Origin of the sequence: Idiomarina sp. H2 (assembly GCF_004364275.1) — a bacterium.
Lineage (GTDB): Bacteria > Pseudomonadota > Gammaproteobacteria > Enterobacterales > Alteromonadaceae > Idiomarina > Idiomarina loihiensis.
Genome location: NZ_SNZY01000001.1, coordinates 57608 through 79752 on the forward strand (window position 1 = coordinate 57608; position 22145 = coordinate 79752).

At 48.0% G+C, this 22145-nt stretch carries 25 protein-coding genes; 19 read left to right on the forward strand and 6 right to left on the reverse strand.

Going from position 1 to position 22145, the window contains the following annotated elements; all coding sequences use genetic code 11:
• Positions 1–3: 3 nt before the first annotated feature.
• Genes DET62_RS00300 through DET62_RS00325 form a run of 6 tightly spaced genes read left to right on the forward strand, consistent with a single transcriptional unit; the run spans position 4 to position 5958 of the window.
• Positions 4–2154: a chemotaxis protein CheA gene (locus tag DET62_RS00300; RefSeq protein ID WP_110012747.1), complete on the forward strand. Its 2151-nt coding sequence runs from the start codon at positions 4–6 to the stop codon at positions 2152–2154.
• A 15-nt stretch (positions 2155–2169) separates the two neighbouring features.
• Positions 2170–3330, forward strand: coding sequence for a chemotaxis response regulator protein-glutamate methylesterase (locus tag DET62_RS00305; protein ID WP_011234364.1), 1161 nt, complete (start codon positions 2170–2172; stop codon positions 3328–3330).
• 12 nt (positions 3331–3342) lie between these two features.
• Complete coding sequence (locus DET62_RS00310; protein WP_011234363.1) at positions 3343–4119, forward strand: ParA family protein; 777 nt, start codon at positions 3343–3345, stop codon at positions 4117–4119.
• A gap of 3 nt (positions 4120–4122) precedes the next feature.
• Entirely contained in the window at positions 4123–4980 is an 858-nt protein-coding gene (locus DET62_RS00315) for a chemotaxis protein CheW (protein WP_011234362.1), read from the forward strand.
• A gap of 21 nt (positions 4981–5001) precedes the next feature.
• Complete coding sequence (locus DET62_RS00320; RefSeq protein ID WP_011234361.1) at positions 5002–5505, forward strand: chemotaxis protein CheW; 504 nt, start codon at positions 5002–5004, stop codon at positions 5503–5505.
• Positions 5506–5958, forward strand: coding sequence for a DUF2802 domain-containing protein (locus tag DET62_RS00325; protein ID WP_110012746.1), 453 nt, complete (start codon positions 5506–5508; stop codon positions 5956–5958). It abuts the gene before it with no gap.
• A 6-nt stretch (positions 5959–5964) separates the two neighbouring features.
• Here DET62_RS00325 and DET62_RS00330 read toward each other — a convergent pair whose 3' ends face one another.
• Positions 5965–6246, reverse strand: a complete 282-nt coding sequence (locus tag DET62_RS00330) for an EscU/YscU/HrcU family type III secretion system export apparatus switch protein (protein WP_011234359.1) — start codon at positions 6244–6246, stop codon at positions 5965–5967.
• On the reverse strand, positions 6243–7880 hold the full coding sequence (locus DET62_RS00335; RefSeq protein WP_110012745.1) for a flagellar hook-length control protein FliK: 1638 nt from the start codon (positions 7878–7880) through the stop codon (positions 6243–6245). The genes DET62_RS00330 and DET62_RS00335 overlap by 4 nt, the downstream gene beginning before the upstream one ends.
• 78 nt (positions 7881–7958) lie before the next feature.
• Here DET62_RS00335 and ccmA point away from each other — a divergent pair, with 78 nt between their 5' ends.
• From ccmA to DET62_RS00390, 11 genes are all read left to right on the forward strand, one after another.
• Positions 7959–8615, forward strand: a complete 657-nt coding sequence (ccmA, locus tag DET62_RS00340; protein WP_011234357.1) for a cytochrome c biogenesis heme-transporting ATPase CcmA — start codon at positions 7959–7961, stop codon at positions 8613–8615.
• Positions 8612–9295 carry a heme exporter protein CcmB gene (gene ccmB / locus DET62_RS00345; RefSeq protein WP_011234356.1) on the forward strand — a complete coding sequence of 228 codons (684 nt, stop codon included), beginning with the start codon at positions 8612–8614 and terminating at the stop codon, positions 9293–9295. The genes ccmA and ccmB overlap by 4 nt, the downstream gene beginning before the upstream one ends.
• Position 9296: 1 nt before the next feature.
• The gene (locus DET62_RS00350; RefSeq protein ID WP_110012744.1) at positions 9297–10034 is read left to right on the forward strand and encodes a heme ABC transporter permease; all 738 of its coding nucleotides are present in this window, start codon (positions 9297–9299) and stop codon (positions 10032–10034) included.
• The gene (gene ccmD, locus DET62_RS00355) at positions 10034–10264 is read left to right on the forward strand and encodes a heme exporter protein CcmD (protein ID WP_011234354.1); all 231 of its coding nucleotides are present in this window, start codon (positions 10034–10036) and stop codon (positions 10262–10264) included. The genes DET62_RS00350 and ccmD overlap by 1 nt, the downstream gene beginning before the upstream one ends.
• The gene (ccmE, locus tag DET62_RS00360; RefSeq protein ID WP_011234353.1) at positions 10248–10730 is read left to right on the forward strand and encodes a cytochrome c maturation protein CcmE; all 483 of its coding nucleotides are present in this window, start codon (positions 10248–10250) and stop codon (positions 10728–10730) included. The genes ccmD and ccmE overlap by 17 nt, the downstream gene beginning before the upstream one ends.
• Positions 10727–12682, forward strand: a complete 1956-nt coding sequence (locus tag DET62_RS00365) for a heme lyase CcmF/NrfE family subunit (RefSeq protein WP_110012743.1) — start codon at positions 10727–10729, stop codon at positions 12680–12682. The genes ccmE and DET62_RS00365 overlap by 4 nt, the downstream gene beginning before the upstream one ends.
• A complete protein-coding gene (locus DET62_RS00370; RefSeq protein ID WP_110012742.1) occupies positions 12675–13223 on the forward strand; it encodes a DsbE family thiol:disulfide interchange protein in 549 nt (182 codons plus the stop codon). Before DET62_RS00365 ends, DET62_RS00370 begins: the two co-directional genes overlap by 8 nt.
• Entirely contained in the window at positions 13220–13681 is a 462-nt protein-coding gene (locus DET62_RS00375) for a cytochrome c-type biogenesis protein (RefSeq protein ID WP_011234350.1), read from the forward strand. The genes DET62_RS00370 and DET62_RS00375 overlap by 4 nt, the downstream gene beginning before the upstream one ends.
• Positions 13674–14882, forward strand: coding sequence for a c-type cytochrome biogenesis protein CcmI (ccmI, locus tag DET62_RS00380; protein ID WP_110012741.1), 1209 nt, complete (start codon positions 13674–13676; stop codon positions 14880–14882). The genes DET62_RS00375 and ccmI overlap by 8 nt, the downstream gene beginning before the upstream one ends.
• Positions 14879–15613 (forward strand): VacJ family lipoprotein, encoded by a 735-nt coding sequence (locus DET62_RS00385; protein ID WP_110012740.1) that lies wholly within the window; start codon positions 14879–14881, stop codon positions 15611–15613. Before ccmI ends, DET62_RS00385 begins: the two co-directional genes overlap by 4 nt.
• Positions 15614–15686: 73 nt before the next feature.
• On the forward strand, positions 15687–16676 hold the full coding sequence (locus tag DET62_RS00390; RefSeq protein WP_110012739.1) for a response regulator: 990 nt from the start codon (positions 15687–15689) through the stop codon (positions 16674–16676).
• Here the strand turns inward: DET62_RS00390 and DET62_RS00395 are convergent.
• Positions 16645–16956, reverse strand: coding sequence for a DUF6170 family protein (locus DET62_RS00395; RefSeq protein WP_110012738.1), 312 nt, complete (start codon positions 16954–16956; stop codon positions 16645–16647). The genes DET62_RS00390 and DET62_RS00395 overlap by 32 nt on opposite strands.
• Before the next feature lie 103 nt (positions 16957–17059).
• On the opposite strand from DET62_RS00395, the gene galU reads away from it, so the two are divergent.
• A complete protein-coding gene (galU, locus tag DET62_RS00400) occupies positions 17060–17944 on the forward strand; it encodes a UTP--glucose-1-phosphate uridylyltransferase GalU (protein WP_110012737.1) in 885 nt (294 codons plus the stop codon).
• A 7-nt stretch (positions 17945–17951) separates the two neighbouring features.
• On the opposite strand, the gene DET62_RS00405 is transcribed toward galU, so the two are convergent.
• The 3 genes from DET62_RS00405 to cmoA are packed head-to-tail and all read right to left on the reverse strand — an operon-like array spanning position 17952 to position 20578.
• Positions 17952–18845: a LysR family transcriptional regulator gene (locus tag DET62_RS00405; protein ID WP_034819822.1), complete on the reverse strand. Its 894-nt coding sequence runs from the start codon at positions 18843–18845 to the stop codon at positions 17952–17954.
• Positions 18846–18866: 21 nt separating this feature from the next.
• A complete protein-coding gene (gene cmoB / locus DET62_RS00410) occupies positions 18867–19838 on the reverse strand; it encodes a tRNA 5-methoxyuridine(34)/uridine 5-oxyacetic acid(34) synthase CmoB (protein ID WP_110012736.1) in 972 nt (323 codons plus the stop codon).
• A gap of 8 nt (positions 19839–19846) precedes the next feature.
• Positions 19847–20578 carry a carboxy-S-adenosyl-L-methionine synthase CmoA gene (gene cmoA / locus DET62_RS00415; RefSeq protein WP_110012735.1) on the reverse strand — a complete coding sequence of 244 codons (732 nt, stop codon included), beginning with the start codon at positions 20576–20578 and terminating at the stop codon, positions 19847–19849.
• Positions 20579–20632: 54 nt separating this feature from the next.
• On the opposite strand from cmoA, the gene DET62_RS00420 reads away from it, so the two are divergent.
• Positions 20633–22126 (forward strand): diguanylate cyclase, encoded by a 1494-nt coding sequence (locus tag DET62_RS00420; RefSeq protein ID WP_243734823.1) that lies wholly within the window; start codon positions 20633–20635, stop codon positions 22124–22126.
• The last annotated feature ends 19 nt before the right edge of the window (positions 22127–22145 follow it).

Genomic DNA, 22145 nt, shown 5'->3' on the forward strand with positions numbered 1-22145 from the left:
CGCATGAGCTTTGATATGGACGAAGACATTCTGCAGGATTTTTTGATCGAGGCTGGAGAGATCCTCGAGCAACTGTCTGAACAGCTAGTTGAACTGGAAAATGACCCGCAAAACAAAGACCTGTTGAATGCTATTTTCCGTGGCTTTCATACGGTTAAAGGTGGTGCCGGGTTCCTGTCGTTGGGGGCTCTGGTTGATACCTGTCATGGTGCGGAAAATGTATTCGATACCCTGCGTACTGGTCAACGTACTGTAACTTCCGACCTGATGGACGTGATTCTTCAGTCTTTGGATACTATCAATACTCAGTTTGCGCAGGTGCGCGCTAAAGAAGAACCTGAAGCAGCTTCACCGGAGTTGCTGGAATTATTGCATAAGTTGAGTGAACCAGAGTCTGAGGACGAAGCGCCTATAGAGGTTCAAAAAGATGAACCTGCCGAGGAAACAGATCCGGAACCAGAACCTGCAGCAGAAGAAAGCAGCAGCGACAGCATTGATGAAATTCAGGACGATGAGTTCGAAGCGTTACTGGATGAGTTGCATGGTGAAGGCAAAGGTCCCGGAAAAGAAGACAAGCCAGCGGCGTCCAAGCCCAAGGTAAATGAAGACAGTGATGAGATTTCAGATGATGAATTTGAGTCATTGCTGGATGAACTTCATGGCAGCGGGAAAGCGCCTCAAAGTGCTGAGAAAAAACAAGAAAAGCAGAAAGAGCCTGCAAAAGACGACGAAATAACAGACGACGAATTTGAATCCTTGCTGGACGAGTTGCATGGCAGTGGCAAAGCGCCGACACCGAAAGGTGATAAGCCTGCTAATGAGCCAGCACCGAAAAAGCCTGAACCCAAAGCGCAGCCGAAACCTGCGGCAAAACCAGCATCCAAACCAGAACCGAAGCCTGAGCCGAAATCAGAGCCTAAAGCGAAACCAGCAGCGGCTCAGCCGGTAGATAAAAAGCCAGCTGCACCAGCGCCTGCTCCGGTTGAAACTACTGTGCGGGTTGATACCAAGCGCTTAGATGAAATTATGAACATGGTCGGCGAGCTGGTACTGGTCAGAAACCGTTTGTTGAGCCTGAGTAATTCTGATGAGTCAGACAGTGCTGAAATGGGCAAAGCTATTTCGAACCTGGATGTTGTCACTGGCGACTTACAGGGCGCGGTGATGAAAACCCGGATGCAGCCAATTAAGAAAGTGTTTGGCCGTTTCCCTCGGGTTGTCCGTGACCTGGCTCGTAGCCTGAAGAAAGAAATCAATCTTGAGATGTACGGTGAAGAAACCGATTTAGATAAGAACTTAGTTGAGGCTCTGGCCGATCCTTTGGTGCATTTGGTTCGTAACTCTGTTGACCATGGTATCGAAATGCCGGATGAGCGTGAAGCGAATGGTAAGTCGCGCTCAGGAACCGTCACCTTGTCGGCGTCTCAGGAAGGTGACCATATTATGCTGTCGATTAAAGACGATGGCGCTGGTATGGACGCTGAAAAACTAAGAGGCATAGCCGTTAAAAAAGGCATTATGGACGCAGACTCCGCTGCACGTTTAAGCGATGAAGATGCTTATAACTTGATTTTCGCGGCGGGTTTTTCGACCAAAGAACAAGTTTCGGATATTTCCGGTCGTGGAGTTGGCATGGACGTGGTTAAGACCAAAATCAGCCAGCTCAACGGTAGCGTTAAAATTAACTCAGAGTTAGGTAAAGGTACTGAACTCTTGATTAAAGTGCCGCTGACTCTGGCAATATTGCCGACACTAATGGTCGCCGTAAAAGATCAGACTTTTGCTTTGCCGCTTGCTGTTGTCAGTGAAATTATCGACCTGGATATGAAGCGCACCAATACCGTAGACGGACAGTTGACTCTCATTGTACGTAACCGTGCTATTCCGCTGTTCTTTCTAGAAAAATGGCTGGTACGTAATCCGGATGGTTCTGCCCGCAATGAGCAAGGTCACGTGGTGGTAGTGCAAATAGGCAACCAGCAAGTAGGCTTTGTGGTGAACGCACTGATTGGTCAGGAAGAAGTGGTTATTAAACCCTTAGATAAGTTACTGCAGGGTACGCCAGGAATGGCCGGGGCAACAATTACCAGCGACGGTGGTATTGCTCTGATAGTCGATGTGCCCAGCATGCTTAAGTATTACGCCAAAAGATAACGGGACAAACCGTTCATGACTGTAAAAGTTCTCGTGGTAGACGACTCGGCGTTCTTCAGACGCCGGGTGACTGAGATTTTAGAAGACAATACCAACATTAAAGTGATTGGTAGTGCGAATAATGGCGAAGAAGCGGTAGAACAAAGCCGAACCCTTAAGCCGGACGTTATTACCATGGACATTGAAATGCCGGTAATGAACGGCATTGATGCTGTAAAAGCCATTATGAGCAGCAATCCTTGTCCTATTTTGATGTTCAGCTCCTTGACTCATGAGGGGGCGACAGCAACGCTGAACGCACTCGAGGCGGGAGCCGCAGACTTTCTGCCGAAGAAATTTGAAGATATCGCCCGTAACCGCGACGAGGCAGTAAAAACTCTGCAGGATCGCGTTATAGCGATTGCGAGGCAGCCGGTAAGCCGAACGTCTGCGCGAGCATCAACACCGCCGCCTGTTGCGAAGCAACCTGAACGTTCGTCTGAACCTACTACAGCGCTGGATCGTATCCGGCAACGTAATAATGAACTGCAAAGTCAGCGTGAAAGTGATGCGCGGACAGCGACATCGGCTGGCGCATTAACAATCAACCGGGCTTATCAATTACTGGCGATAGGAACCTCAACCGGTGGCCCTGTTGCATTGCAAAAAATACTCACCCAATTGCCCGGCAATTTTCCTTACCCTATTGTTATGGTTCAACACATGCCTGCGGCTTTTACCAAGGCCTTTTCACAGCGTCTGGATGGTCTGTGTCAGGTGCATGTTAAAGAAGCCGAAGACGGTGATGTGCTAAAAGCCGGAACCGCGTATTTAGCGCCAGGTGGCAAACAGATGATGGTTGAAGGCCGCCCGGGTAGCGCAAGACTAAGAATAAAAGATGACACTAGCGGGCGCATTACTTATAAGCCGAGTGTCGATTTAACCTTTGCCAGCTTATCGAAAACCTATATGGGCAAAGTGCTGGGCGTGATTTTAACCGGCATGGGAGCAGACGGGCGTGATGGCTCACGTATGCTGAAAGACCAGGGCGCGACTATTTGGGCTCAGGATCAGGCTAGCTGCGTTGTATACGGGATGCCACAAGCGGTTGCCCAGGCGGGCATTTCAACCCGCAGTATCAGCCTCGAAGGAATGGCCAAGGCTATTATGAAAGAAGTCGGTTACAGCGGCTTATAGCAGGATGAGTGAATGATCGTATGGACGGTAGCTAATCAAAAAGGCGGGGTCGGAAAGACCACCACAACCGTTGCGCTGGCAGGCCTATTGGCTGAACAGGGTAAGCGAGTCCTTTGTATTGATACTGACCCCCATGCGTCATTAACCTACTATTTTGGTATTGATTCAGAATCGCTGGAGTCCGGCTCTTTTGATGTCTTCAGTGCTGGTAAAGCTGTAAGTGCAGATTTGATGCGCCGCAGTATTTTGCCTACCCAGTTTAAGCATCTGAGCGTTATGCCTGCCACTATGGCACTGGCGACGCTGGATCGTAAACTCGGCACTCAGGATGGTATGGGACTGGTCTTAAAACGTGGACTGGCAATGGTCGCTGATGATTTCGACTATGTTCTTATTGATGTGCCGCCCGTGCTGGGGGTTCTTATGGTCAACGCCCTTGCCTGTTGCCAGAGAGTATTGATTCCAGTTCAAACTGAGTTTTTAGCGCTCAAAGGGCTAGAGCGCATGATGCGAACCTTAACGTTAATACATAAGTCTCGCGGTGAGAATTACGCTTATACTATTATCCCGACACTTTATGACAAGCGAACCAATGCGTCTTTGCAAACGTATAAGAAGCTCATTGCACGTTATGGTCGCTCGGTCTGGAATGGCATGATCCCAATAGATACAAAATTCCGCGATGCCTCTAATGAGCAGCTCACACCTTCTGCTTATGCACCGAAATCGCGAGGGGTGTTGGCTTACCAGTCACTATTAACTAATTTGAAGCAGCTGGAAGAGCGTTGATTTATGACGACTAAACGCGATAACAGTGAAGCCGCTATGGCAGAATACCTCAATGCTTTACTGCTTGAGGAAGAAACGGTTGAGTTTGACAATGAACCGGTTAAACGGCTATTAGAGCAAGCGGCACCGAAAATTCAGGCGGTTGCTGAGGAAGAAACGGTTAGCTTAAACCGTGAGCAGGATTTATTACCTTTAGTTTCTGCAAAAGCGGACGATAGCTATAAAGAACCAGAGGTTGAAACGGTTACGGAAACAGAAGTTGAAACAGAAACTGTTGACCTGACAACCACTGAGACAGACATTGATACGGAAGTACATACTGATACCGAAACGGAAGTGGAAACTGAAGTCTTTGAGGTTTCTGAGCCTCCAGAGGAGCCACTTCCCGATGCGATGTCAGAGTATATGGAACAGGACTTTCAGGCGTTATTTTTTAAAGTGGCAGGCTTAACTCTGGCCGTGCCGCTAAAAAGCCTGGGAGGCATCCATCAACTGGGCAAAATTAGTCCGCTGATGGGAAAACCTAAGTGGTTCCGCGGTATTATGACTGAGCGTGACAATAAACTGCAGGTGGTTGATACGGCTCGTTGGGTCATGCCAGAAAAATGTACACCGGAGCTGGAAGAAAGTTTAGATTATCAGTATTTAATTACTTTGAATGACAGCCCATGGGGACTGTTGTGTGAAGAATTAGTGACCAGTGAACCTTTGCAGCCGCAATCGATTCAGTGGCGTAAGGAAACAAATAATAAGCGACCCTGGCTTGCCGGGGTTGTCCGTGACAGAATGTGTGCATTGCTGGATGTTAACGCATTGATTACACTTCTGGATAAAGGTCTGGGACATATCCAGCAAGATTAATAACGCATGGCGGAGTAAGAGATGAGTAAAGACAATCGCGCTATCAAGAATGAAACTGACGTTGATGGGAATGACGAAGTTCTGCAGTGGGTAACTTTCCAGCTGGAACAGGAAACTTACGGTATCAATGTAATGCAGGTTCAGGAAGTGCTGCGCTACAGCGAAATTGCTCCCGTACCCGGCGCACCCAGTTACGTATTAGGTATTATCAATTTGCGCGGTAACGTGGTTACCGTTATTGATACGCGCCTGCGCTTTGGCTTGCAGACGACCGAAGTCACAGACAATTCACGTATTGTGATCATTGAGTCTGAACAGCAGGTTATTGGCATACTAGTCGATAGCGTTGCCGAGGTGGTTTATCTGAAAACCTCAGAAATTGATAGCGCTCCGAATGTGGGTACTGACGAGAGTGCTCGCTTTATTCAAGGCGTAAGTAACCGAGATGACGAACTCTTGATTCTGGTTGACCTGGATAAAATGCTCACCGATGAAGAGTGGGATGAAATTTCCCGTCTGAGCTAAATGATGACGAACTGGTTATTTGCTATTTCAGCGCTGGCTCTTGGGCTGGCGCTTATTGCTTTAGTCGCGGTGGTTATTACCTCGCGGCGGCAAGCTGAGCTCATCGAGCGTCAGCAGCAGCGCTTGCTCATGCTGACCGAAACTGCCAGTGAAGTGTTGTCCTTACGTGAGCAGTTCAAACAGCAACCCTCTGAAGCACCCTCTAAGACTGATTTTGCTCAGCAGCAAGTGGTTGCTCAGTTGCAACAGCAAGTTGCGCAGCTAAACGAGGAGCAACAGCAGTTACAGCAAAGGTTGCAAGAAGTTGCGGAGCAGGACCCGGGTAGTAAGCTTTATCAGCGCGCAGCTAAGTTAGTGGCGAGCGGAGCCAGTGTTGAAGAGCTGATGCAGGAATGTGACCTGCCGCAGGCTGAGGCTGAGTTATTAACCTCGTTGCATAAGAAAGGCGCATAAAGCGGCTTAACCCTCTTCCCATTGTCTTGGGAATTTGCCATCCAGTAAGTACGCGAAAGCGATAATTTCCGCAATAATAATGTACAGCTCGCGTGGAATTTCATCGCCCACATTCAGTTTGGCCAGCGAATCGGACAGCAAAGGATCTTCATGGACTAAAACGCCATGCTCTTTTGCAACGGCAATAATTTCTTCAGCAAGTTCGTCAAACCCCCGGGCTATGACTTTGGGCGCATTAAAGCCGTCGTAAGACAAACCTATCGCTTGTTTTTCTTTCTTGTCACTCATACGGTCACCCGAATAATACCGCTGTGCTGCTGTGCCAGATTGTCTGGAATTTTGCCTTGCTGAACCCGAAGTTTAACGCTGTTAACCTCCAGCTCGGCAAGCCTTTTTTCAAGCTTTTCGACATTACTCTCAACCACTTTTTGCGCCGCTTTCGTTTCAGTGTAGAAGTCAACCGATGACCCTTGTGGATGATAGCGACCTTTAACCAGCAAAGGCCCGGTACTTTCAAGTTCAAAGCGCAGAGTAAATAACCATAAGGTGCGACCGTTACTCTCTTTATTGCTGCTTTCGCGCTCACTGCGAATAAGCAGTTCATGCTGCTGTGGTTTTTGTGTATCAGCGGGTAGCAGAATGTAATATTCCGGTTGTTGGGCAGGCGAGTCCTGAAGCCTGGCCTGACTGCTCTGCGCTGAATTAAGGATACCGGTAAAAAGTTGTAATAGTCGCTGTAGCTGTTGCTGCGGTAATTGTTGCAGCAGGGCATTAATACGTTCGCGTACTTCGCCTGCATTTTCAGGGGCAGGGTTAAGCACCTGCTGAATAAAGGCCTGAGTAAACTGATTTGGTGAGGTTCTCGCTGCTGAACTATTGCTGGTCGTTTCCGGTTGCTGCTGCATTGCCAGCCCCAGCAGCGTCATTAGCATTTGCCCTAAACCTCCCATTTGCTGACTGGGTTGAGCACTGACCGGGCGCGCCGCAAACCAGTCGCTGACCCAGCTCTGCAAGGCCTGGGGGCGCTGCATGGAATCCGCTGTTGGCATTTGCTGAAGTACTCTGACTAAAAGCTGTTGTAAGGCCTTAGGTGGCGACTGCAAGGCTTCTCTTGCTGCTTCTGCTGATAATCGCGCCGTTGGCTGCTGAACGCTTTCAGTCGTGCTTGTCGATAAGGGCGAAGGCCGCAGGCTTTCTGGTATAAAGTTCTGCAATGCCTGTTGAAATTGTTTGGGTGTTATTTGCTGAGCCTGTTTTATTGCTAACCCGGTAGCCGTTGGTATCGACACTTTTTGCGTTGGTGAGGGCTGGGCAGCGGCGTTTGGCTGACTCACTGGCTGGTTAATGGGTTGAGCGCCTGGCTTTGATGTTACCGGCTGTTGCGGTGTCGGTTGCACTGTAGCTACCCGACCTTGCTCAACAAAGGCTTTAACCAGTTTGGGCGGCAGTTGAGTTACCGGCACTTCTGCAACAGCCACAGGCTTTGTTGCACCAGTGCTAAGAGCTACACGAACTATCGGCTGTTTAGGATCTGGCTGAGTTATTGTCAGTTGCAATTTCGTTGGCGCCGTTAATGGCGGCTGAATATTTTTAGGTGGGTTAGGCCATTGCCAGTTATTACCCTGAATACGAGCTGGTTGCTGGCCTTTCGCTGGCTCAAAAGTTACCGGTAAACTGATCTGAACCAATAATTGAGCGAGTAACCGAGTTGTATTTGCCTGATTCAGCAGGCCCGCGTTAATCGAAGGCGTTGGAATATTACCCTGTTGCGGAGCCTGAGTCGCGGCTGCGGTTGCGCTGCCATTAGAGGCGGAGCCACTAAAAATACGCATTAGACTGGACAATTGCTGCTGTTCGGCACGAGCTAAGGTTCGTTCCGGAGAGGCCATCATTTGTTGTAACAGTTGCTTAATATCAGCCATGCGCTTTACCTAATTTTTATGGTAGAATCTTGGGCATTTGCGTCAGCTTACCAGTAAGGTTCCGGTTGTAAAATCCGCATGACACAAGTTGCTTCCACCAACAGCCCACTATTGCACGCAGAGCAGCTAAGCTCAATCCGTGGAGGGCGGGTATTATTTGAAAATCTCGACTTTTCCGTGAGCGCTGGTCAGTTATGGCAGGTTAGCGGGCCTAATGGTGCCGGAAAATCGTCGTTACTGCGAATTCTTACCGGATTGCTGGAGCCCTCCGACGGTGTTGTTTCTTTTGACGGTCAGCCGCTGAATCAGAACTGGTCGGAATACTGTCAGCAGTTACTGTTTATTGGCCACAAAGCCGCGGTTAAAGGCGAGCTAAGTGCGCTGGAAAACTTTCACTGGCAGCAACAGTTATCCTCGGTGCAAGACGTGGATGCCTGGGATTTGCTCGAGAAGCTCGGACTGCTGGGGTTAGAAGATGAATTAACCACGCGACTGTCTGCCGGCCAACAACGACGAGTTGCATTAACTCGATTATGGGCGACGCAGGCTTCGCTATGGATATTAGACGAGCCCTTTACCGCTTTGGATGTACAGGGAATAGCTTTATTACAACAACGCTTTGTCGAGCACTTAGATGCAGGCGGCACCATTATTTTTACCTCGCATCAGTCGCTGACTTTGTCAGGTTTAACGCCCGAAAAACTGTCTCTGGAATACCGGGGTGAGGTGCTATGAGTCAGCTTTCGAATAGACAAACCTGGTTAACCCTGCTGAAGCGTGACTTGCGAATAGCCGCAAGGCGACGCAGCGATGCCTTAAACCCTCTACTCTTTTTATTAATGGTCGTGACGTTGTTTCCGCTAGGCATTGGTCCCGGTCCTGATATTCTGGCTCGTATTGCCCCCGGAATTATTTGGGTAGCCGCTTTACTCGCCAGTTTGTTGGGGCTTGAACGCTTGTTTCGCGATGATTTTCAGGACGGCACCCTGGAACAGCTGTGTTTATTGCCGCAGCCTCTGGCCTTTACGGTTACGGCGAAAATGACGGCGCATTGGCTGTTAAGTGGTTTACCGCTGGTTATTCTGTCGCCCGTTCTGGCTTTGTTGCTGAGTTTACCGTTGCAGGGTTGGTGGGCACTGGCGTTGACTTTGCTGCTGGGAACTCCGGCATTAAGTGCGTTGGGAGCTATTGGTGCAGCGTTAACTTTGCAGGTTCAGCGCGGAAGTTCGCTGGTCAGTTTAATTTTAATTCCGCTTTTTATTCCCTTATTGATATTTGCCACGGCGGCAGTCGAAAATGCCTCAATGGGGCTTGCAGTTCATGGTCAGTTAGCGATACTGGCGGCAATTTCAGTTTTAACCGTAACATTGGCTCCGCTGGCTGTAGCAGCTGGCATTAGAATGAGTGTGAATTGATATGTGGCGATGGTTACATCCGTACGCAAAACCCGAAGCAACTTATAACCTGTTGCAAAAGCTGCTGCCATGGTTTGTGGCATTAACACTTGTAACTCTTATTACCGGCGTAATTTGGGGATTGGCATTTGCTCCGGGAGATTATCAGCAAGGTGACAGTTACCGAATTATTTTCCTGCATGTGCCTGCAGCGATTTTTTCTATGGGCGCTTATATGGGCATGGCCATTATGGGAGGCATTGCACTCATCTGGCAGATTAAAACCGCAGAGTGGGCTATACCGGCAATTGCGCCTGTGGGGGCGGCACTAACCATTGTTGCTTTGCTAACCGGTGCTATTTGGGGCAAGCCCATGTGGGGCACCTGGTGGGTATGGGATGCACGGCTGACTTCTGAACTGATTTTGTTGTTTCTTTATGTCGGTGTTATGGCCTTGTATTTTGCTTTCGATGACGCCAGAACCGGTGCCAAGGCTGCGGCTATTTTATCTTTAGTGGGTGTTATCAATTTGCCCATCATCCATTTTTCGGTGGAATGGTGGAACACTCTGCATCAGGGCGCGACCATTACCAAGTTTGAACGGCCTTCAATAGCGGCCAGTATGCTAATTCCGTTATTAATCTGTTTGGCCGGTTTCGCGTTTTTAACCGTATCCTTGGTGATGATGCGGTTAAAAAATGAGATACTAAGACACGAATTACACCGCACCTGGGCACAGCAACGACTGGAGCAAGACTAATGGCTTTTGACAGTTTTACTGACTTCGTTGCTATGGGTGGGTACGGACTTTATGTCTGGTTGTCATTCTTTTTAAGTTTTGTTGTTCTTGCCGGAGTTGCTTTAGAAACTTTATTGGCAAAACGACAGTTGGTTAAGAAAAGCCGGCAGTTACAACAGCGTCAACAGCGCTTAGCCAGACGCACAGCCAACCGTGCAGCAGTAGGAGACGGTAATGAACCCAAGACGTAAACAACGCTTAACCTGGGTCGCTATTTTAGTGATTGGGGTTTCGGTAGCAACGGGACTGATGCTGTATGCATTGAGTCAAAGCATCGATCTGTTTTATACACCGACGGAACTGGTTGAAGGCAAGGGCAAGGATAAACAAAAACCTCAGGTTGGCCAGCGGATGCGAGTTGGCGGTATGGTGGTTGAAGGTTCGGTAGAGCGTGACCGCGAAACTTTAGAAGTTTCCTTTAAAATTACAGACATTGGCCCCGAAGTCACTGTGTTATATCAGGGGATTTTGCCGGATTTATTCCGCGAGGGACAAGGTATTGTTGCTCAGGGAGAACTGATTGAACCTACCGTGTTAAAAGCCAGTGAAGTTTTGGCCAAGCACGACGAAGAATATATGCCGCCGGAACTGGCAGAGCAGATGAAAGGCATCAAACATGTAAACCCAAATACAGTTGAAAAAGGTGAAGGGCAATGATTGCTGAAGCAGGACATCTTGCCATAGCGATTGCGCTGGCCTTTTCTGTATTGCTGGCTGTTTATCCTTTATGGGGAGCGGCGAAAGGAAACGGCGGCATGATGGCTTTAGCCCGGCCGTTTGCCTATGGCCAGTTTTTCTTTACCGCTATCGCTTTTGCTTTATTAGTCTGGGGCTTTGTCAGTAACGACTTTAGTATTGCTTATGTTGCGGCAAACTCGAATAGTCAGCTACCGGTTGCGTATCGGGTTACCGCGGTGTGGGGGTCACATGAGGGCTCTTTTCTTCTCTGGATGCTAATGCAGGCAGGCTGGATAGCCGCAGTTGCGATATTTTCCCGCTCTATGCCATTGCCGATGATAGCCCGGGTGCTTGCCATTCTGGGGCTGGTCAGCATTGGCTTCTATTTGTTTATGCTAACGGTTTCGAACCCCTTTGATCCCAGTTTGCCTCTCATTCCTGTTGACGGTCGCGATCTCAATCCGTTGCTGCAAGACCCGGGAATGATCATTCATCCGCCGTTGCTGTATATGGGCTACGTCGGCTTCTCTGTCGCTTTTGCTTTTGCTATTGCTGCTTTATTGTCCGGCAAGCTTGATGCAGCCTGGGCACGTTGGTCTCGTCCCTGGACTCTCGCGGCATGGATTTTTCTGACACTGGGTATTGCCATTGGTAGCTGGTGGGCATATTACGAACTTGGCTGGGGTGGCTGGTGGTTCTGGGACCCAGTTGAAAATGCGAGCTTTATGCCATGGCTGGTAGGAACGGCATTACTGCACTCCCTTGCCGTAACTGAAAAACGTGGCAGCTTTAAGTCCTGGACGGTATTGCTGGCTATATCCGCTTTCAGTTTGAGCTTATTAGGCACCTTTTTGGTACGTTCCGGCGTTTTAGTGTCAGTGCATGCGTTTGCAACCGATCCCGCCCGAGGCTTGTTTATTCTGATACTGCTGGGGCTGGTTGTCGGCGGTTCGCTTATTCTTTACGGCCTGCGCGCCGGAAAGATGCAAAGTTACAGCCGTTATGAACTGCTTTCTCGAGAAGTGATGCTGCTGGGTAACAATGTCTTGTTAATGGCGGCTATGATAGTTGTGTTTCTGGGCACCATGCTACCTCTGGTTCATAAAGAAATTGGTCTGGGTACCATTTCTATTGGGGCACCTTTCTTTAATGAGCTGTATAGCTGGCTGGTTATTCCATTTGCATTAATGCTGGGTCTTGGACCCTTAATGCGCTGGCGCAGACAAGCTATGCAACCACTTTTGAAACCGCTGGCCTTAGCACTTTCTTTGGCGCTGATTCTGGCCTACACGCTGCCGAAGATTTGGGCCGACGAATTACCCGTGTTGGTGGTTATTGCGCTGTTTCTGGCGTTCTGGGTGGCTCTGGCTACACTGACCGAAGTCCAGCAAACGGTAAAACAACGCAAGCAGGGTTGGGCCGGGCTGACCAAAATTTCCGGTAGTCATTGGGGAATGGTTCTGGGGCATTTAGGTTTTGCCGTAACGCTTATCGGCATCACCCTGGTTTCAAACTATGAGCAGGAGCGCGATATTGCGCTTGCGCCGGGGCAATCGGTTGATGTTATCGGTTATAACGTTGTGTTCGAAAGCCTGCAGCATAGGGAAGGACCTAACTACGATGCCGATCAGGGAGTATTTACTGTCTACAAAGACGGGCAGGAAGTAACGCAGTTAACCAGCGAGAAACGTTTTTACCGGGTACAACGCACCAGTATGACGGAAGTAGGACTGGATGCGAGCTTACTACGTGATATCTATATTGCTATGGGCGAGCCGCTGGATGATGAAACCTGGGCCATTCGTTTCTACATAAAACCTTTTGTCCGCTGGGTTTGGCTGGGCGCTATTATCATGGCAATAGGTGGCGCTATGGCATTTGCTGATAAACGTTATCGTAAGCGTGGCAAAAAGGAGATGGCCAATGACTAAGTTTCGCTGGTTTATCTTATTTGGTCCGCTGGTTTTATTCATCGGCTTGGTGGGCTTTTTACTTAAAGGCCTTGGAAGCGACCCAACCGAGCTGAATTCGGCGTTAATTGATGAGCCGGTGCCACAGTTTGAAGTGAGTGATCTTTATGACAGCGAGGTGACTTACGACCAGTCAGTGTTACACGAGGGCCCTTTGCTGCTTAACGTTTGGGCTACCTGGTGCCCAACCTGTCGCGCTGAGCACGAGTTTCTCAATGAGCTAGCCTCAAGAGGTGTACCAATTGTCGGCCTTAACTATAAAGACGACTCCCGGGAAAAAGCCGTTAACTGGCTAAATACACTGGGTGACCCTTACACGGTGAATTTATTTGACCCGCAGGGCGAGGTTGCGTTTGAATTTGGTGTTTACGGTGCCCCAGAAACCTATTTTATTGACCACAAGGGCGTGATTCGTTATCGCCATGTGGGTGACGTTAATGAACGCAACTGGTCGAATCAACTGCAAGGCATTTACCAGCAATTGCTGGAGGAGGCCGAATGATCCGTTCATTGCTATTAGCTTTTGTCGCAGTGTTTGTATTGACTTCCACGGCATCAGCAGAAAATGAGAACAATTACCAGTTTGACAGCGAACAACAGCGTGCAACCTACCAGCAGTTAACCAAGGAGTTACGTTGCCCCAAGTGCCAGAATCAAAATATTGCCGATTCTAATGCGCCTCTGGCAGAAGATATGCGTGATCGTAGCTATCAGATGTTAAAAGAGGGCAAGTCACGCGAAGAAATTATTCAGTTTATGGTCGCCCGCTATGGCGATTTTGTGCATTACCAGCCACCTTTTACAACGGCTACCAGTATTCTTTGGTGGGGCCCTTTACTGATAGTTGTTATTGGCATTGGTGTAGCCATTGGCTTGACTCGCAAGAAAAAAGCGGCGGTTGAATTAACACCACAAGAACGAGAGCGTTTACAGCAATTGAGGAAGTCGGGCGATGAGTAGTTTATGGTTACTAATGTTGTTGATGTTGCTCGTTGCAGTGGTGTTCGTATTTCTTGCTACAGGAAAGCAAAGACGTTATCAGAAACGTCAGGATGAAAATCAACGCTGGTACGAACAACGTTTGTCAGAGCTTAAAGAAGAGCGCTCTCAGCACGGGCTTCCGGAAGAAGATTATCAGCATGCAAAGCAGGAGCTGGATAAAACCTTTTTGAATGACAGTCAGGATGTTGAAGAAAGCGTTAACTGGCAAAGAGCACCTGTGATTGTGCCGGTGATACTTTTGGTGGTTATATCCTCAGGCCTTTATTGGGCATTTGGCAGTTGGCAGTTACAATTGCAGGCTGAAGATGCACGCGAGCAGTTACCTGAGCTGGGGAAAAGATTGTTGCAGCAACAAAACCAGCAAGCCAGCCGCGAAGACTTAAATACCTTTGCGTTGGGTTTACGGCAAAAGCTGATGCGGGAACCGGATGACGCGGTTGCCTGGTGGATTTATGCTGGGTTAATGGTTGATCTGGGAGCAGGTGAAGACGCCGAAGAAGCTTTTCAGAAAGCTCTGGAACTTGAGCCTGACAGAGTGAACACCTTAGTCAGTTACAGCCGGTTTTTATTAATGTCCGGAACGGAAGGCGGGCAGCCTAAAGCGGCTCGTATGCTAGCCCATGCGCTGCAACAGGAGCCCGACAATATCGAAGCTTTATCATTACTGGGTTTTGTGGCCTTCGAGCGTCAGGACTGGGAACAGGCTATTAATGCATGGCAATTATTAAAACAGCGTTTACCAGAAAACTCCAGTAGGTATCAGGCAGTTGTTAACGCGCTGGAAAATGCAAAGAGTCAGCAGGAAAAATCTGAAGTTGAGCTAAAGGTTACTGTTAAGCTAAGTGATGAAATGCGTCGTTACTTGCCTGCTGAAGGTACAGTTTTTGTTTACGTTACAGGCTCAGAACAGCCTATGCCTGCGGCGGTTGTCCGGCAGCCCGTGAGTGAGTTTCCTATGACTGTGACCTTGTCGAATAGTAATGCCATGTTACCGGATTATAAGTTGAGTGACCTTGACGAGTGGCTGGTGCATGCACGTATTTCGCAGGATGAAAAAATCGATCGCCAGATGGGTGATCTGGAAGCTGAGACTGTCGCTATACAAGCTGACGGTTCAACCGAATTAACTTTGACTTTATCGACCCGGATTGACGAATGAAAAAATATGGTTTTTTAATACTACTTTCCCTGTTTATGGTTGGGTGTTCATCGACACCTGAAGACCCTTATGCCGACCCACGTGACCCGTTTGAAGATTTTAACCGCGATATGTGGGAGTTTAACCGTGATGTTGATAAGGCGGTGTTAAAACCCGCCGCTGAAACCTATGAATATGTTCCTCAGCCAATTCGAAACTCATTATACAATGCAGTCGAGAACCTCGATGAACCTTCATCTTTTGTGAATAACTTGCTGCAATGGAAAGTTGCCGATGCTGGCATTTCACTGGGGCGTTTTGTTGTCAACTCCACCGTGGGTTTAGTCGGTCTGTTCGATGTGGCAACTCCCATGGGTCTTACCAAGCGCGAAGAAAGTTTCGGTCAGACCTTAGCGGTCTGGGGCGTGCCGGAAGGCCCTTATTTGATGTTGCCGCTTTTGGGCCCAACCGTTGTAGTAGACCGGGGGGGCGACTATGCCGATGGTCAATATTTTCCATACCCGTTGTTAAGTTGGCCGGTAGATTTGGCTCGTTACGCCATAAAAGGGCTGGAACTGCGTCTGCGCTTGCGTGATCAGGAGCAAGTACTGGAAAACTCCCTGGATCCTTACTCTTTTGTTAAAGACGTTTATTATCAGCGCTGGCAGGATCAAGTGTTTGATGGTAACCCGCCGATTGAAGAAGAAAACTTTGATGACTTTGACGATGACTTCGATGATTACGACGAATGAGTCGACGAGTCTTATTGACGATTAACCATTCCTGAACAATGCTTAGGGCATGAGTCATAACTAAGAAGTGACAATGCCCCGAGCACACATCGCATTAATTGAAGACGATCCGGTATTTCAGTCTGTCGTCAGACAGTATCTGGTAAATAGCGGTTATGATGTGTGTTGTGCAGATAATGGCAAACAAGGTATTAAGCTTTGTCAGGAACAATGTCCGGATATTGTGCTGTGCGATTTAAAACTTCCGGATATTGACGGCCTTGAAGTTATAGAACAACTGCTAAAAGCTTGCACACAAATTCCAATTATTGTTATTTCCGCCTCTGAAAAAATGTCCGATATCCGTGAGGCTGTCCGGCTTGGCGCCTGGGATTATCTGGTTAAACCTGTGCAGAGCCTTAGTGTGATTGAAAACGCGATAGAAAATTGCCTGCAACGTTACCAGCTGGAAGAAACCTACCTGCACGATGTGTGGGAGCTGGATGCTCATATTGATATTTTGTATCAGGACGACGTTGTTGTTGGGCGGCTGGTTGATGAGTTGCTGCCGGACGGGCCATTAAACCTTAATGGCTACCAGTTTAACTGTTCCATTAATGACTCGGGAAAGGCTCCAATCTGGATTGACTATCGGCCTTTAACTGAGGGCAGGGCTTTAGTCATTATGGCTGCTGCGCAAAATGCAACGGAGCAGAACTTACTGCCTTTACTGGTATTGAAAACTCTTATTGATCCGCTTATCCGTCAGCATCTGTCAGGCCATGATAATACCTTGCTAGCGCCCGGGTTGTTATTACAGCACTTGAACCACGAGCTTTGTCATTCACAGGTGAGAACCGCTTTTGATGCTCTGGTAGGCATTGTGGATACGACTAAGCATAGTTGGTTATGGGCTCAGGCTGGAGATAAATTTGAGCCAGAGCCGGGAGCAAAGCCCGACTTAGCGTTAGGTATCTGGCAGCACGCCAATTTTCGTGAGCACCGAATAGAACATTTACATAAGTTGCATTGCGGGCACGAGAACACCGAGCTTACTGTGACTGCTGTGCCTCAAACTGTTTGATGGCTTTATCAAGGTATGGCAGTGACATATTCAAATTAATGGGGTGTGTAAATAGTGGGTAACCAATACCTGCCGCTAGTAAAGCCGGAACTTTCCACCAACCTTCGACCTCTACAATAAAGAAAAAAATAAGACAAATAGGCACCAATTTAGCCATATTACAAATGAGGCGGCGCGGCACCGGCATTTTTTCCTGTGCCATGGATAAAATCATAGCTCGCTGAGTAAAGCTGTAGTTAGACAGTTGCGGAATGTGACGCGAAGAAAAATATAAAGCCATAGTCAGTCTTTCATTTGAATTTTGTTAATTGGGTTGCATTATAACATGGGAAAAGGTTATAAACTTGCGCTTCTGAAGTGAACAGAATTTAAGGACAGCTGTTATGGTCAAAAAAGTCGTTATTCCAGTAGCCGGGCTCGGAACTCGGATGTTACCTGCTACCAAAGCCATTCCCAAAGAAATGTTGCCGTTGGTCGATCGCCCCCTTATTCAATACATTGTTGAGGAATGCGCCGCTGCAGGTTTGACCGATGTCATTCTGGTCACTCACTCAAGTAAGAACTCGATAGAAAACCACTTTGACACCAGCTTTGAGCTAGAAACGACTCTGGAGCAGAGGGTAAAGCGCCAATTGCTGGCTGAAGTAAAAGCTATTTGTCCTGAAAAAACCACAATTATGCATGTTCGTCAGGGTGTTGCAAAAGGTCTGGGGCATGCCGTTCTGTGCGCGCGTCCATTAATCGGAGACGAGCCTTTTGCCGTCGTATTACCTGACGTCCTGGTTGATGAAGCCAGTTGTAAACTGAATCGCGATAACTTAGCTGAAATGGTGAAAAACTTTGAAGCAAGCGGGCATTCACAAGTCATGGTCGAAAAAGTGCCGCAGCAAGACGTCAATAAATATGGCATAGCCGATATTAATGGCGCGGAGTTGAGTCCGGGTGAACAGGCTGGTATTACTCAACTGGTTGAAAAGCCGTCAGTTGAAGATGCACCGTCAGATTTAGCCGTAGTTGGTCGCTATGTCTTTTCAGCTGATTTATGGCCGCTGTTGGAGAAGACTCCGGTGGGGGCAGGCAATGAAATTCAGTTGACTGATGCCATGGCAATGCTGTTGGAAAAACAACCGGTTAATGCTTATTACATGAAAGGCAAGAGCCACGACTGTGGCAACAAACTAGGCTACGCTCAGGCTTTTGTTGAACATGCTTTGCGACACTCGGACTTGGGTGCCGACATGAAAGCCTACATTCAGTCTCTGAAATAAAGGTCTTTTAACGGGACTGGTACTTAAGTATCAGTTCCGACAAAGTTTTTGCACAAGGTCCGGTTAGTTCTGCTTTGGGTAATACCATATACAAACTGCCTTTGCGCGAACTGCTTCCCTCAACTTCTATTTTAGCCAGTCTGCCAGAATCTAAATCTTCCTGAGCGATGTAGCCTGGCAACCAGCAAAAACCTAATCCGTTACGAATGAGTCTGAGAGCTTCATCAAAGTGGCTTACCGTCCAGCGTTGCTCGGCTTTTAACCAGCCTTCGTCTTCTACCGGCTGGCTGCCGGTATCCTGAATGACTATTTGCAAATATTGAGACAGCTCGTTCTGGTTAATAGGTTGTTCCAGCTTTGCCAACGGGTGTTCAGGGTGACAAACCAAATCCATACTGTACTGACCTATAGGCTCTCCGATAAAGCCGCGGGGCAGGTGGTGTGTAATAACGACATCAGCTGTTTGTTCCTGAATTTGCTCGACGGTGCCGGTAAGCACGGTATCGTTGATAATCAGTCGACTGCCCCGACTAAGCTGTTGGAATTCATCCAGCACAGGAATTAGCAGACTGCGGTCAAATACCATTTCTAACGCAAGTTTAACTTCCGGCTCCCAGCCTTGCTCGAGGTTATCCGCCAGTTGCTCTATTTCTTCGGTCAGATTGGTTAACTGACGAGAGCGGCGAAGCAAAACTTCACCCGCCGCGGTTAGGTGAGCTTTTCGGCCTCTGACTTCCAATAACTGTACACCTACCACTTGTTGCAGTTTGGCAACAGCGTGGTTGAGCGACGACTGGCTCTTGTTCAGTGCTTCAGCCGCATGCGCGTAACCGCCACAGTCAACAACTGCCTGCAGGATACGCCATTGCTCAATGGTCGATTTCGGTCGGTAAACACTCATCTTGATTCCACTCCGGTGGGGCTAAACCCGAGCGGTAATCACTGCTCGAATCGGTGCCTGGTAACCTTCAATAGTCTTATTTGTGTCATTTGGATCAAGAAAATCGGCTAACGACTCGCCGGTCATCCAATCTGTGCGCCGTTGTTCGTCTATTGAGGTAGTATTATGGTCAACCACAGAGATGTCTTTGAACCCTAATCTTTCTAACCAGACGGACAACGCACTGGCGCTGGGTAAAAACCAGACGTTACGCATTTGCGCGTAGCGCTCACCAGGCATCATGACGGTGGTTTCATCACCTTCCACAACAATGGTTTCTAACACCAACTGACCGCCCGGGCGGATTAAAGACTTGAGTTGCTGTAAAAATTCAACAGGTGAACGACGATGATAAAGCACACCCATACTGAATACGGTATCGAAGCTTTTAAGTTCCGGCATATGTTCAATACCAACCGGGAAAAAGTGTGCTCGTTGCTGCCACGACAAAGGCATTAACTGACTAATGGCTCTGAACTGCATGAGAAAAAGCTCGCCCGGGTCAATTCCCCAAACGTGTTCAGCACCGGCTTCCAGCATCCGCCATAAGTGATACCCGCTCCCACAGCCAACGTCCAGCACCTGACGGCCGTTTAGGTCATCTAAATGTGGTGCTACGCGTTGCCATTTCCAGTCAGAGCGCCATTCTGTATCGATAAAAACGCCGAATAAATCAAAGGGGCCTTTACGCCAGGGCTGTAACTGCTGGAGTAGGCCGGTTAAGCGAGCCCTGTCGGCATCAGAGGCCTCATCTGCTTCGCCTATCTGCACGGTATCGGACAATTTAACGTGTTTTGCGGTCAAGTCTGGCAATTGTGTTAGAACTCGCTGCCAGCGTTTTAAGTTCCCGTGAGGGTTATTCTTAAAGGCCGTAAGTTGAGGCGCCAGAGTATCCAGCCACTGGCTGTGCGGACTTTGCACAAGTGCGCGAAGTTCTTTACTGAAATCAACCATAATATCCCTTATTTAACGGCCAGCATGGCGGCAAAGTTAAAGCACTGGAACCAAACCGAGCTGTGCTGAAAACCGGCTTTTTGAAAACGCTGTTGATGAGCCTGCAATGTATCAACTTTCATCACGTTTTCTATTGCTGCTCGTTTTTGGCTAATCTCAAGTTCACTGTAACCATTGGCTCGTTTAAAATTGTGGTGCAGTTCAATGAGCAGGTCGTTCATAGATTCATCCGGGTGGCGTACTTTTTCCGCGACTAATAGCGCGCCGCCTTTATTCATACCATTAAAAATGTTCTGTATAATTGCATCTCTTTTATCCTGGCTAATAAATTGCAAAGTAAAGTTTAGTACGACCACTGACGCATTTTTAATTTCGGTTTCGGCTAGATCCTGACAGTGAAGTTCAACCGGAATTTGGCTTTTAAAGCCATCCAGGTGCAGTTGCGCACGCTCTATCATAGGTTGAGAGTTGTCTATTCCAATAATTTTGCAGTTTTCTGTCTGCTCGCACCCTTTACGTATAGCAAGGGTCGCTGCGCCCAATGAACAACCTAGATCGTACAAGTGACTATTAGGCTGAACATAGCGGCTAACAATTTGTGGCAAGGTCTGTAAGATACTGGAGTAGCCCGGAACCGAGCGGTTAATCATGTCAGGAAATACTTCGACAACCTGTTGGTCAAAACAGAAGTCAGAGATGCTGGGCAAAGGCTTTGAAAATATCGTGTCATGTTGCGTCATAGAAGCTACTTTTATTCGATAAAGAATTCAGATTAATAGGCATTTTACCGATAAATGCTACTGACGCACAGGCAATATTCGACTAAAATCCGCGCTATTGATGTGGAGGGTAAAACATTGAAACGAGCTTTAGGTGTAGTAAGTGCTATTTTTGTCACTTTTACTACAACCGTCTTTAATAGTCATGCAGGCCAATCTGATAACTGGACCCAAGCCTATGAAGAGGTGCGTATAGGTGTGCCCGATCAGATGGAGCCTTTGGTATCAATAAAAGACGGTAAAGCTATAGGGCTCGATGTTGATTTAATTAAAAAGTTTACCCAGGACATTTCGGCAAAAATAGTTTGGAAGCCCTGCGGCCATTGGCGTGACTGCCTTGAGGCGATAAAAAACAAAGAGATTGATGTACTGACCAGCGTTTCTTACTCCGTTGAACGAAATCAGTTTATGGATTTTACCCAAAGTTACTGGTCGACGCCCTGGGCTGTAGCTTCCATGAATACCACTCAACTGAGCAGCGGCAGTCTGCATTTGGAGCAGTTAACCGATAGCAAAATTGGTGTGGTCGAAGGTTACAATATTGTGCCGCAGCTGGCGCAGCTTCGCAGCGTTCAAACCGTTGAAGTGGACGGCATCCGTGAAGGTGTGAATTTGTTGCGTAATAATGCGGTTGATTATTATGTTGATAGCCTGCCGTTGTTGGTTCATGAATTGCAGGAACGGCCGCTGCCAGGAGCGGAGCTTTCTGTTATTGATGATGCACAAGGCGAAGAGCTTTATCTGGCGGTGAGAGATGACTGGCAACCTATAGTCATGGCTTTAAATCATGGCATTGACAGCGTTACTGAAAGTGAACGTAATGAATTAAAGAGTAAATGGTACGGTTTTCAGTTAGAGCAGGGCTGGAGCAATAAAGAGTTACTTGATATTGCCATGAAAGTCGGCTCTGTCGTGTTATTAATTATTGTTGGCTTTGCTATCTGGAACAGTCGATTACGCCGGGAAATTAAATTACGTAAAGCAGCGGAAAGACGTATTCGGCATATTGCAACGCACGATGAATTGACTGGATTGCCGAACCGAAACTTAATGCAGGATCGTCTGGAGCAAACCATCAGTCAGAATGAAAGAACGGGAAAACCCTTTGCTGTACTTTTTCTAGACCTCGATGGATTTAAGAAAATAAATGACGAGTTTGGGCACAGTTATGGCGATGAGCTCTTAGTTCAGGCTGCACACCGAATGGGCACTTTATTAAGGCGTTCAGACACGGTATGCCGTCATGGTGGTGATGAATTCGTTATCCTGCTGCCAACAGCGAACAGTGTCGGTTCATCACTGGCAGTGTCTCGTAAATTGGTTGTGCAGTTGGCCAAGCCTTATAAAGTGAAAAAGCAGCAGTTGGAAATTAGTGTATCCATTGGCGTTGCTATTTACCCTAAGAACGGTACCAACACTGACGATTTGCTTCGCTCTGCGGACAAAGCTATGTACCGGGCAAAAGTCGCGGGTAAAAATGATGTGCGTCTGGCTGGCGACGACGGATGACATTCGTCGTCAGTCCGCT

Bases quoted from the DNA above. Each gene is read 5' to 3' on its own strand.
- DET62_RS00300 (WP_110012747.1), top strand. From the start codon at position 4: ATGAGCTTTGATATGGACGAAGACATTCTGCAGGATTTTTTGATCGAG.
- DET62_RS00305 (WP_011234364.1), top strand. From the start codon at position 2,170: ATGACTGTAAAAGTTCTCGTGGTAGACGACTCGGCGTTCTTCAGACGC.
- DET62_RS00310 (WP_011234363.1), top strand. From the start codon at position 3,343: ATGATCGTATGGACGGTAGCTAATCAAAAAGGCGGGGTCGGAAAGACC.
- DET62_RS00315 (WP_011234362.1), top strand. From the start codon at position 4,123: ATGACGACTAAACGCGATAACAGTGAAGCCGCTATGGCAGAATACCTC.
- DET62_RS00320 (WP_011234361.1), top strand. From the start codon at position 5,002: ATGAGTAAAGACAATCGCGCTATCAAGAATGAAACTGACGTTGATGGG.
- DET62_RS00325 (WP_110012746.1), top strand. From the start codon at position 5,506: ATGATGACGAACTGGTTATTTGCTATTTCAGCGCTGGCTCTTGGGCTG.
- DET62_RS00330 (WP_011234359.1), bottom strand. From the start codon at position 6,246: ATGAGTGACAAGAAAGAAAAACAAGCGATAGGTTTGTCTTACGACGGC.
- DET62_RS00335 (WP_110012745.1), bottom strand. From the start codon at position 7,880: ATGGCTGATATTAAGCAACTGTTACAACAAATGATGGCCTCTCCGGAA.
- ccmA (WP_011234357.1), top strand. From the start codon at position 7,959: ATGACACAAGTTGCTTCCACCAACAGCCCACTATTGCACGCAGAGCAG.
- ccmB (WP_011234356.1), top strand. From the start codon at position 8,612: ATGAGTCAGCTTTCGAATAGACAAACCTGGTTAACCCTGCTGAAGCGT.
- DET62_RS00350 (WP_110012744.1), top strand. From the start codon at position 9,297: ATGTGGCGATGGTTACATCCGTACGCAAAACCCGAAGCAACTTATAAC.
- ccmD (WP_011234354.1), top strand. From the start codon at position 10,034: ATGGCTTTTGACAGTTTTACTGACTTCGTTGCTATGGGTGGGTACGGA.
- ccmE (WP_011234353.1), top strand. From the start codon at position 10,248: ATGAACCCAAGACGTAAACAACGCTTAACCTGGGTCGCTATTTTAGTG.
- DET62_RS00365 (WP_110012743.1), top strand. From the start codon at position 10,727: ATGATTGCTGAAGCAGGACATCTTGCCATAGCGATTGCGCTGGCCTTT.
- DET62_RS00370 (WP_110012742.1), top strand. From the start codon at position 12,675: ATGACTAAGTTTCGCTGGTTTATCTTATTTGGTCCGCTGGTTTTATTC.
- DET62_RS00375 (WP_011234350.1), top strand. From the start codon at position 13,220: ATGATCCGTTCATTGCTATTAGCTTTTGTCGCAGTGTTTGTATTGACT.
- ccmI (WP_110012741.1), top strand. From the start codon at position 13,674: ATGAGTAGTTTATGGTTACTAATGTTGTTGATGTTGCTCGTTGCAGTG.
- DET62_RS00385 (WP_110012740.1), top strand. From the start codon at position 14,879: ATGAAAAAATATGGTTTTTTAATACTACTTTCCCTGTTTATGGTTGGG.
- DET62_RS00390 (WP_110012739.1), top strand. From the start codon at position 15,687: ATGCCCCGAGCACACATCGCATTAATTGAAGACGATCCGGTATTTCAG.
- DET62_RS00395 (WP_110012738.1), bottom strand. From the start codon at position 16,956: ATGGCTTTATATTTTTCTTCGCGTCACATTCCGCAACTGTCTAACTAC.
- galU (WP_110012737.1), top strand. From the start codon at position 17,060: ATGGTCAAAAAAGTCGTTATTCCAGTAGCCGGGCTCGGAACTCGGATG.
- DET62_RS00405 (WP_034819822.1), bottom strand. From the start codon at position 18,845: ATGAGTGTTTACCGACCGAAATCGACCATTGAGCAATGGCGTATCCTG.
- cmoB (WP_110012736.1), bottom strand. From the start codon at position 19,838: ATGGTTGATTTCAGTAAAGAACTTCGCGCACTTGTGCAAAGTCCGCAC.
- cmoA (WP_110012735.1), bottom strand. From the start codon at position 20,578: ATGACGCAACATGACACGATATTTTCAAAGCCTTTGCCCAGCATCTCT.
- DET62_RS00420 (WP_243734823.1), top strand. From the start codon at position 20,633: ATGCTACTGACGCACAGGCAATATTCGACTAAAATCCGCGCTATTGAT.